The following is a 9,994-nucleotide window of genomic DNA, read 5'->3' as shown; positions in this document are numbered from 1 at the left end:
AGCCGCAACGATCTGCTGAAAGAGTCACTTTCTTATCTGGCGAATATTTCCGGTAATCTGAGCATCACCCCTGAATCGGTCAATCATGCGCTGAGTAGCGAAGATATGGTTGCAACCTGGCCGTCAGATACCAAAGAGGGATGGTGGCGCTATCGTCTGAAGGGATCGACGCTGCTGGGTCACGATCCTGCCGATCCGCTGAAAACGCCTGTTGATGCGACGAAAATCCAGTCCTTCTACCAGAAATGGTATACCCCGGATGCGATGACGCTGATTATCGTCGGTAACGTAGATGCGCGCAGCGTGGCTGATCAAATCAATAAAACCTTTGGCGAATTAAAAGGTAAACGCGAAACGCCTGCGCCGGTACCCACGCTCTCTCCGCTGCGTGCAGAGGCCGTAAGCATAATGACCGATGCGGTACGTCAGGATCGCCTGTCTATTATGTGGGATACGCCGTGGCAGCCGATCCGTGAATCTGCCGCGCTGTTACGTTACTGGCGCGCTGATTTAGCCCGTGAAGCGTTGTTCTGGCACATTCAGCAGGAGCTCACCAAAAACAATGCCAAAGACATTGGCCTTGGCTTTGACTGTCGGGTGCTGTTCCTGCGCGCGCAATGTGCCATTAACGTTGAATCACCGAACGGTAAGCTGAACGCGAACCTCAGCACGGTTGCGCGTGAGCTGGCCAAAGTGCGCGATAAGGGGCTGCCGGAAGAAGAGTTTAATGCGCTGGTGGCGCAAAAGAATCTGGAACTGCAGAAGCTGTTTGCCACCTATGGTCGCACCGATACCGATATTTTGATCAGCCAGCGTTTGCGCTCGCTGCAAAACCAGGTCGTGGATATTGCGCCTGAACAGTATCAGCGTTTACGTCAGAGCTTCCTGAACAACCTGAGTGTTGAGATGCTGAATCAGGACCTGCGTCAGCAACTGTCGCAAGATATGGCGTTAATTCTGTTGCAGCCGAAGGGTGAGCCTGAATTCAATATGAAGGATCTGCAGGCGACGTGGGATAGCATTATGGCGCCGGTTACCGCCGCGGCAACGTCGGTAGAAACGGATGAATCACATTCTGAAGTGACGGACATCCCGCCGGTGCAATAAGGGAATCGTGACCTGCAGGCCGGACGCGACGTTAACGTCTAATCCGGCCTGCCAGAACGCCAGATTACTGCGGCATGGCGTCGCGAGGAATAATCGCCCCGCGATGCTGAATAACGGTGCTTGCCGTCAGGTGGCCGCGTTTTGCGGCATCAGCGGCATCGCCACCGGTCAGACGTACCGCCAGATACCCGGCGCTGAAGGAGTCTCCCGCAGCGGTTGTATCGATAACCTTCTCTTTCGATAGTTTTACGGCCGGGACGTCGATGAGTTCTTCGCCTGCGATGGAAACCAGGCAAGAGTCTGCACCGCGTTTCACAACCACTTCCTGTACGCCAGCCGCGTGAGTACGGGCAATCACCTCGGCAACCGGTTTTTCACCCCACAGCGCGTCTTCATCATCCAGCGTCAGAAACGCGATATCGGTGCATTCCAGCATTTGCTGATACACCTGCTGGGTCTCTTCTTTACTGCTCCACAGACGTGGGCGGTAGTTATTGTCAAAAATGACCTTTCCACCGTTGGCGCGGCATTCTTGCAGCAGCGACAGTAGCTTGTCACGACTTGCCGGGCTTAAAATAGCCAGGCTGATTCCGCTCAGATACAGATAGTCAAATGTCGCCAGTTCTTCGCAAATAGCGGCGGACTGTTCGCTCTCAAGCCAGAATTTTGCGGCGGCTTCATTACGCCAGTAATAGAAGGTGCGCTCGCCGGTGCTATCGGTTTCAATGTAATAGAGGCCCGGCAGACGGTTTTCCATGCGTTGGGTTAATGAGGTATCCACATTTTCGCTCTGCCAGGATTCCAGCATTTGTTGGCTAAAACTGTCGGTACCCAGCGCAGTCACATAGTGTACGGAAAGTGCCGCAGCATCGACCTGACGGGCGATATAAACGGATGTATTCAACGTGTCGCCACCGAATCCGCGCTGAACGTCAGCGCCTTTCTGTGACAGCTCAATCATGCATTCGCCAATCACGGCAATCTTTCTGGACATAGTCGTAACCTGCTCTGAAAAAAATTAGCGTTAGTGTGCGCTGTGGGTGTTAAGTGGTCAACTATATTAAAACATCGTTCCATTATTTTTTTGAGCCAGCACGTATTCTGCGTCGTTTTTTGCCGCTTAGTTTCTATTTTGCGTAGGGCTGAACGTAAAGTTCTTCGCCTGAGCGCCGATAACCTTTGACGAGTCCGGTCAGTCACACTCTTATTTACAGGACATCTCAGATGATAAAGCAGGTTACCCAGCAGCTAATTACGCTCGATGCGAGTATTGAAAACTTGCAGGAGAGACGCTATTGGCTGCAGTGCGAGCGTGCTTACACCTACCAGCCGATTTATCAGACCAACGGGCGGCTGATGGCCGTTGAGCTGCTGACCGTCGTGAGCCATCCTGAAAACCCCTCCCAACGTATCGCGCCAGACCGCTATTTCGCCGAAGTGGCCGTACGACATCGTGTAGATGTGGTGAAAGAGCAGCTTGTACAGCTTGAACAAAAAGGGGCGTTTTTCAAAGCCAACGATCTGCTGGCATCCGTGAATGTCGACGGGCCAACGCTGATTGCAATGCGCCAGGATCCCGAAATCCTGAAAATCATCGAATGTTTGCCGTGGCTGCGCTTTGAACTGGTGGAACATATCCGCTTGCCGAAGGGGTCGTCGTTCGCCTCAATGTGCGAGTTTGGCCCGCTCTGGCTGGATGATTTTGGTACCGGAATGGCAAACTTCTCGGCTCTGAGCGAAGTGAGTTACGACTATATCAAAGTGGCGCGGGATCTGTTTGTCATGCTGCGCCAGACGCCGGAGGGCCGCAATCTCTTTACGCTGCTGTTACAGCTGATGAACCGCTATTGCCGCGGTGTGATTGTCGAAGGCGTTGAAACGCTGGAAGAGTGGCGTGATGTACAAAACTCACCGGCTTTCGCTGCGCAAGGCTATTTTCTCTCTCGTCCAGTGCCTCTGGATACCCTTGAAGACGTAATTCTGTCGCTTTGATAAGGATGTAGAGCGCCTCCTTTTCCTCTGCTGGACTATCTTTAGGACAGGCAAGGAAGAAAGTAAGGAGGTTAAACATGACGAGAACAGGCAAAATAACCACTTCAGTAATAGGGGTTTTCTTGTTGTTGATCGTCGTACTCATCATCGTGATTGCGACATTTGACTGGAACCGGCTCAAACCGACCATCAACCAGAAAGTCTCTACAGAACTCAACCGTCCCTTCGCCATACGGGGTGACCTGGGCGTGGTTTGGGAACGCCAAAAACAGGAAACCGGCTGGCGTAGCTGGGTTCCGTGGCCGCATGTTCATGCTCAGGATATCATCCTCGGCAACCCGCCGGACATTCCTGACGTCACCATGGTGCATCTCCCGCGCGTTGAAGCCACGCTCGCCCCACTGGCATTGCTGACAAAAACCGTCTGGCTCCCGTGGATCAAGCTGGTAAAACCCGATGCGCGGCTTATCCGCCTGTCGGAGAAAAACAATAACTGGACCTTTAACTTGGCAGGGGATGAAAACCGCGATCCCAATGCGCCGCCATCAGCCTGGTCCTTCCGGCTGGATAACATTCTGTTCGACCAAGGGCGCATCGCCATTAACGATAAGGTGACGAAGTCAGAGATTGAGATCCTGGTCGATCCGCTGGGTAAGCCGTTGCCCTTTAGCGAAGTGACTGGCGCAAAAAGTAAAGAGAGCAACGCCCACATTGAGGACTACGTGTTTGGTCTGAAAGCGCAAGGCCGATATAACGGCGAACCGCTAAGCGGTAGCGGGAAAATAGGCGGAATGCTGGCGCTGCGCGGTGAAGGAACTCCTTTCCCGATTCAGGCTGATTTCCGTTCGGGTAATACGCGTGTGGCGTTTATGGGTACGATAAACGATCCGATGAATATGGGCGGGGCGGATCTGCGGCTTAAATTCTCGGGAGATTCGCTAGGGGATTTGTACGATTTGACCGGCGTGCTGCTCCCGGATACGCCGCCGTTTGAAACCGACGGACATCTGGTCGCGAAAATTGACCCGGAAAAATCCTCTGTTTTTGATTACCGCGATTTTAATGGCCGAATTGGCGACAGTGATATTCACGGAACGCTGGCCTATACCACCGGCAAGCCGCGCCCAATGCTGAAAGGGGATGTTGAGTCACGCCAACTGAGGTTGGCTGATTTGGGGCCGCTGATCGGTGTGGATTCAGGCAAAGGGGCGGAGCGGGCCAAACAATCTGAACAGCGCAAAGGTGAGAAGAGCGTCCAGCCCGCGGACAAGGTCTTGCCGTATGACCGTTTTGAAACCGACAAATGGAACGTGATGGACGCTGACGTACGTTTCAAAGGACGGCGTATTGAGCACGGCAGCAGTCTGCCGATCAGCGATCTCTCCACCCATATCATCCTGAAAAATGCCGACCTGCGCCTGCAGCCGCTGAAATTTGGCCTCGCGGGAGGCAGCATTGTCTCCAGCATCCATCTGGAAGGAGATAAAAAGCCGATGCGGGGGCAGGCGGACATCCAGGCTCGCCGCCTGAAGCTAAAAGCGCTGATGCCGGATGTGGAGCTGATGCAGAAAACGCTCGGTGAAATGAACGGTGACGCCAGGTTTAGCGGGAGCGGAAACTCGGTAGCGGCGCTGCTTGGTAACAGCAATGGCAACCTGAAGCTGCTGATGAACGACGGTTTGATCAGCCGGAATCTGATGGAAATTGTTGGCTTGAATCTGGGCAACTATCTTGTTGGACAGATATTTGGTGATGACGAGGTACGGGTAAACTGCGCGGCGGCGAATCTGGATATTGTTAACGGCGTAGCCCGCCCGCAGATTTTTGCCTTCGACACGGAAAACGCGGTCATTAATGTCACTGGTACGGCGAGTTTTGCGTCGGAGCAACTGGATTTAACCATCGATCCGGAGAGCAAAGGCATTCGTATTATTACCCTGCGTTCGCCGCTGTATGTTCGCGGCACCTTTAAGAATCCGCAGGCCGGCGTGAAGGCCGGGCCGCTGATTGCGCGCGGTGCGGTTGCTGCCGCGCTGGCAACGTTGGTGACGCCCGCGGCGGCCTTGCTGGCGCTGATTTCACCTTCTGAAGGGGACGCTAATCAATGCCGGACCATTTTGTCGCAAATGAAGAAGTGATTTTTGCCGTTGTCGGATGGCGCTAACGCTTCACTTCTGCGGCCTACATTTCATGCTCAACGTAGGCCGCAGACGGTGGTTACAGCCAAAAAATCACAATGACTGATGGCGGGTTTCGTGGGTTAACAGCAGCGCAATCAGCGTTAACGCCGCCATTGATGCCAGATACGTACCGACCGCCGCCAGGCCGTAATTCGCCTGCAGCCATGCGGCAATGTAAGGGGCAACGGAAGCACCAAGAATCGACGAAACGTTGTACGAGAACGACGCCCCCGTGTAGCGCACTTCGGTCGGGAACAGCTCCGGCAGTAGCGCGCCCATCGGACCAAATGTCAAACCCATCAGGCTCAAACCAAGCAACAGGAAGGCGAACACCAGCACCGGATTGCCAGAGCCGAGCAGCGGTTTAAAGGCAAACAGCGCAAACAGAATAATAAGCGTGGTGATGATGAGCATGCTCTTGCGACGACCAAACGCATCGGCCAGCAGGCCCGCCACCGGCACCATGACGCCAAAGCCAATAACCGCCATCATCAGCATCCACAACACTTCATTACGCGGCAGGCCAAGCCCTACAGGCGCCGCGGCGGTGCTGAACGTCATGGAATAGACGGTCATGATATAGAACAGCGTATAGGTCGCCAGCATGATGAACGTGCCGAGGATCGTCACGCGGACATGTTTTGTCAGCAGGGTACCCAGCGGGATTTTCACCTGTTTTTTCGCCGCAGCCACTTTGGCAAAGACCGGGGATTCATGCAGCGAAACGCGAACGTACAGACCGATAATCACCAGCACCGCAGAGAAGATGAACGGTACGCGCCAGCCCCAGCTCATAAACTGCTCGTCGGTCAGCAGCCAGGAGAGCAGCAGGAAAGTGCCGTTGGCGAAGAAGAAGCCGATAGGTGCGCCCAACTGCGGGAATGATCCGTACAGCGCGCGTTTACGCGGCGGTGCGTTTTCCGTCGCCAGTAACGCCGCGCCGCCCCATTCACCGCCCAGTCCTAAACCCTGACCAAAACGCGCCAGCGCCAGCAGCAGCGGGGCGAAAATACCTATAGTTTCATAGCCCGGCAGCAGGCCAATGACAACCGTCGAGATCCCCATAGTGAGCAGTGAGGCAACCAGCGTGACTTTACGCCCTACGCGATCGCCAAAATGCCCGAACACAGCAGAACCGATAGGCCGTGCCACAAAGGCGATAGCAAAGGTGGCAAGGGACTGCAGCGTTGCCGCGGTCGGATCCCCCTGCGGGAAGAAGATATGGGGGAACACGATCACCGCGGCGGTGGCGTAGATATAGAAGTCGAAGAACTCAATGGCAGTGCCAATGAGTGAGGCGACGACGACTTTATTGCGCGAGTTGACCGGGGTGTGTTCCTGTTCGTTGTCGAGCGTTGTGGCTGTTGCTTGCATAATATTTTCTTATTTTTGGTCGAACGAAAGGTCATATTACGCACAGCAAAAGAGACATTTCAATCTGTAACAAACCTTGCGATCGGTCAAAAATAGAGCAAAAAGGGGATAATTTTTAGGCTGGAGATTTCACTTCCATGAAATGCTTCACATAATTTAAAACTTGGATGATAAAACTGGTTTTTGGTTAAACAAAAGTTACGGGCTGGATTTTAATTCTGATAATGCGCAGAATTTCGACGTAAGCATTGGGTTGGCCGGATAAGCGTAGCGTTATCCGGCAGTTAACAAAGATTAGCGGTGGGTTTTCCCCGGCATACGCGGGTCGTCTTTGTACTCCGCTGTGGCAATCCAGGCAGCGCAAAACAGAGTCAGACGGGCGAAGAAGTAGAAGAACGCCATCAGTCCAAGTACGGAACCAAACGCCGCGCCTGACGGCGATTGCACCAGTGATGGCAGCGTGTACGTCATGATCATTTTGATGACTTCAAACCCCAGTGCCGCGATAAACGTGCCGCGAATGAGCGCTTTTTTGCGCGGTCGGTGACGCGGTAGCCGCCAGAAAATCCAGAAGAACAGCAAGTAGTTGGCGAAAATAGAGATGGTCAGGCCGATCAGCCGCCAGGCGGGCTTCAGCCATTCGATGCCGTCGAGATACAGCGCAGAGATAATCATCTGCTGGGCGGAACCGGCGATGGAGGTAATGGACAGCGTAACAATCAGCGCAATCAGTAAGCCAATCAATGAGACAAAATCACGCAGATATTTGACCCAAATTTTTTCCTGATCCTGTGGGGTCCGCTCCCAGACATCCCGCGACTGGGCACGAATAGCTTCGCGCAGGTTTCCCATCCAGTTAATTCCGGAATAGAGCGCGATGGCAAGACCCACCAGACCGACGGTGGTGCGTTGCTGAACGGCGGTATTGATGGTGTTTTTCAGCGTGGAGGCGAGCGTCGGATCGCTGACGTTGAGCAGGATTTTGCTGAAGATATCCTGCAACAGCGTAGGGTGCGAAGCGAGAATAAAACCCGCGGCGGCAAACGACACCATCAGGATAGGGATCATCGACAGAAACGAGAAGTAGGTAATGGCGGCGCCAAACTGATTTCCCATACGATCGTTAAATCTCTCCGCGGCGCGAATCAGATGGGCAATCATGGGCTGGCGTTGAATTTTATCGGCGAAGGTCAGGGCGGTTTTCAGCGCCTGGTTGGTCTTACCGTTGGTTTCTGTATTTTTACGCTCCAGGGTCTCAATTTTTGGGATTGGTGCGTGCTCAAGTTCCTGAATGGGGCGTTTAATCTCTTTTTCCTGCGTCATCAGGGCAGTAATCCTTGTTCTGTTCATTCTCAGGACAGTATAGCTTGTCAGTCCACATAGTCTTTCATCACGCCGGTCAGCCATTCTATAAACAGATGTACGCGGCGGGAGAGGTTACGGCGATGCGGATAGAGCAATGAAACCGGTAATGGTTCGGCGCGATATTGCGGCAATACTTCAATCAGCGTACCGGCGCGCAGGGCATCACGCACGCCCACGCGCGGTACCTGAATAATGCCCAGACCGGCAAGACATGCCGCATGATACGTTTCGGTACTGTTCACCGTCAGCATGCCGCCGGTTTTAACCCATTTAGCACCGTTGTCTGTCGCCACTTCAAAGCCTTGCGCACGCGTTCCCAAATTGACTGAGTAGTGCACCACCGCATGCGAGGCTAAATCCTCCAGGCTTTCCGGATAACCAAAGCGGGCGAGGTATTGCGGGCTGGCGCAGTTAATCTGCGTGAGTTTCCCCAGCGGGCGCGCAATCAGCCCTGAATCTTTCAGCGTTCCCACGCGTACCACACAGTCGAAGCCTTCGCGGATCAAGTCCACCAGGCGGTCGCTGCTGCTAAGTTCGAGCTCAAGCCCCGGATACTGATGCAAGAAGGCCGGTAAACGGGGCATCACCAGATTTCTCGCCACACCAACCGGCATATCGACGCGCAGCTTGCCGCTGATGCTGGTCGGGTCGTGATGGAATAGCCCATCCAGTTCATCGAGATTGCTCAACAAATCTTTCGCTCGTTCGTAATAGATCATGCCGTCTTGCGTGAGCTGAACGCGGCGGGTTGTGCGGTGCAACAACTGTGTGCCCAGGTGATTTTCCAGGGCCTGAATTTGACGCGATACGCTACCTTTAGGAAGTCCGAGGGTGTCTGCCGCGCGCGAAAAGCTCTCCAGTTCTGCGACGCGGATGAACAACTGCATTGCGTGAATTTTATCCATTCTCATGCCCTATTGTTGTTCTAAATGAAACAGTAATGCGCAGTAAGCGGTATTTATTGTTTTTCTACCACCTAATAAGCTTTGTCTCAATCTTCACAACACCTGAAATGAGGTTTCTTATGACGCAACGTATCGCATTGGTGACCGGCGGCGGTCGTGGACTCGGTAAAAACGCGGCGCTAAAGCTGGCGAGTAAAGGCATTGGTGTCATCCTGACGTGGAACAGCAATGAAAAAGAAGCGCAGCAGGTTGTGGATGAAATTCGCCAATCTGGCGGTAAAGCTGCAGCATTACCGTTGAACGTCGGAAATATTTCCACTTTCCCTCAGTTTGTCAAACAGGTGCAGGAAACCCTACAAACGCACTGGCAAAGCGACACCTTTGATTATTTATTGAACAATGCCGGGGTTGGCATTAACGCGCCTTATCCGGCGTTCACTGAAGCGCAATTTGACCAGCTTTTGGACATCCATTTTAAAGGACCTTTTTTCCTGACACAGAACCTGCTGGCGCTGATCAACAACGGCGGACGCATTCTTAATGTCTCGACCGGATTGTCGCGCTTTGCGCTACCGGGTTACAGCGCTTACGCTGCTATGAAAGGGGCGATGGAGGTGTTAACCCGTTACCAGGCGAAGGAGCTGGGAGAACGCGGCATTACGGCGAATATTATTGCGCCTGGGGCAATCGAGACGGATTTTAGCGGCGGAAACGTGCGGGATAATGCGCAATTGAATGCCTACATTGCATCGCAGACGGCGCTGGGGCGTGTTGGGTTACCGGACGATATTGGCGACGCCATTGCTGCGTTGCTCAGCGATGAGCTGGCCTGGATGACGGCACAGCGTATCGAAGTCTCTGGCGGGATGTTCCTGTAATCGACAGCCTCTTACTTAACTTTTTGAGCAATAGAAAACTGGCGCGCCATCAGAAGTCAAAATATAGCTGTTGGCGTTAGCCGGTATTATTTGGAATCTGATACCGCGATCGCGGTGCTGAAAGAGAGCGGGGATAAACGTTCTGAAGAGTTCATTCTTCTTCGGGAGTGGATTTGTTGCATCAGAAACCATG

Annotated in this window: 8 protein-coding genes; 4 read left to right on the top strand and 4 right to left on the bottom strand. The window is 53.4% G+C overall.

Going from position 1 to position 9,994, the window contains the following annotated elements; genetic code table 11:
• Positions 1 to 1,107, top strand: a 1,107-nt coding sequence (locus tag KQJ19_RS20045; protein ID WP_216404044.1) for a pitrilysin family protein, incomplete at its 5' end; no start/stop codon positions are given.
• A 64-nt stretch (positions 1,108 to 1,171) separates the two neighbouring features.
• On the opposite strand, the gene KQJ19_RS20040 is transcribed toward KQJ19_RS20045, so the two are convergent.
• Positions 1,172 to 2,101: a sugar kinase gene (locus KQJ19_RS20040; RefSeq protein WP_047358201.1), complete on the bottom strand. Its 930-nt coding sequence runs from the start codon at positions 2,099 to 2,101 to the stop codon at positions 1,172 to 1,174.
• A gap of 230 nt (positions 2,102 to 2,331) precedes the next feature.
• On the opposite strand from KQJ19_RS20040, the gene pdeH reads away from it, so the two are divergent.
• Together pdeH and KQJ19_RS20030 are read left to right on the top strand one after the other, a co-directional pair.
• Complete coding sequence (gene pdeH / locus KQJ19_RS20035) at positions 2,332 to 3,099, top strand: cyclic-guanylate-specific phosphodiesterase (protein ID WP_047415877.1); 768 nt, start codon at positions 2,332 to 2,334, stop codon at positions 3,097 to 3,099.
• A gap of 77 nt (positions 3,100 to 3,176) precedes the next feature.
• Positions 3,177 to 5,237, top strand: coding sequence for an AsmA family protein (locus KQJ19_RS20030; protein WP_216404043.1), 2,061 nt, complete (start codon positions 3,177 to 3,179; stop codon positions 5,235 to 5,237).
• Between the two features lie 93 nt (positions 5,238 to 5,330).
• On the opposite strand, the gene KQJ19_RS20025 is transcribed toward KQJ19_RS20030, so the two are convergent.
• The 3 genes from KQJ19_RS20025 to KQJ19_RS20015 all read right to left on the bottom strand — a co-directional run bounded on the left by KQJ19_RS20025 (position 5,331) and on the right by KQJ19_RS20015 (position 8,923).
• Positions 5,331 to 6,653, bottom strand: a complete 1,323-nt coding sequence (locus KQJ19_RS20025; protein ID WP_003023312.1) for an MFS transporter — start codon at positions 6,651 to 6,653, stop codon at positions 5,331 to 5,333.
• A 294-nt stretch (positions 6,654 to 6,947) separates the two neighbouring features.
• Entirely contained in the window at positions 6,948 to 7,976 is a 1,029-nt protein-coding gene (gene yhjD, locus KQJ19_RS20020; RefSeq protein WP_016154892.1) for an inner membrane protein YhjD, read from the bottom strand.
• Between the two features lie 47 nt (positions 7,977 to 8,023).
• Positions 8,024 to 8,923 (bottom strand): LysR family transcriptional regulator, encoded by a 900-nt coding sequence (locus KQJ19_RS20015; protein ID WP_216404042.1) that lies wholly within the window; start codon positions 8,921 to 8,923, stop codon positions 8,024 to 8,026.
• Between the two features lie 119 nt (positions 8,924 to 9,042).
• Between KQJ19_RS20015 and KQJ19_RS20010 the strand changes: the two genes are divergently transcribed.
• Positions 9,043 to 9,801: an SDR family oxidoreductase gene (locus tag KQJ19_RS20010; protein WP_016157705.1), complete on the top strand. Its 759-nt coding sequence runs from the start codon at positions 9,043 to 9,045 to the stop codon at positions 9,799 to 9,801.
• Positions 9,802 to 9,994 lie beyond the last annotated feature (193 nt).

The organism is Citrobacter sp. S46_ASV_140 (genome assembly GCF_018919545.1).
Classification (GTDB): domain Bacteria; phylum Pseudomonadota; class Gammaproteobacteria; order Enterobacterales; family Enterobacteriaceae; genus Citrobacter; species Citrobacter braakii.
Note: the sequence above shows the minus strand (reverse complement) of the source record. Positions and strands in the feature narration are given on the sequence as shown.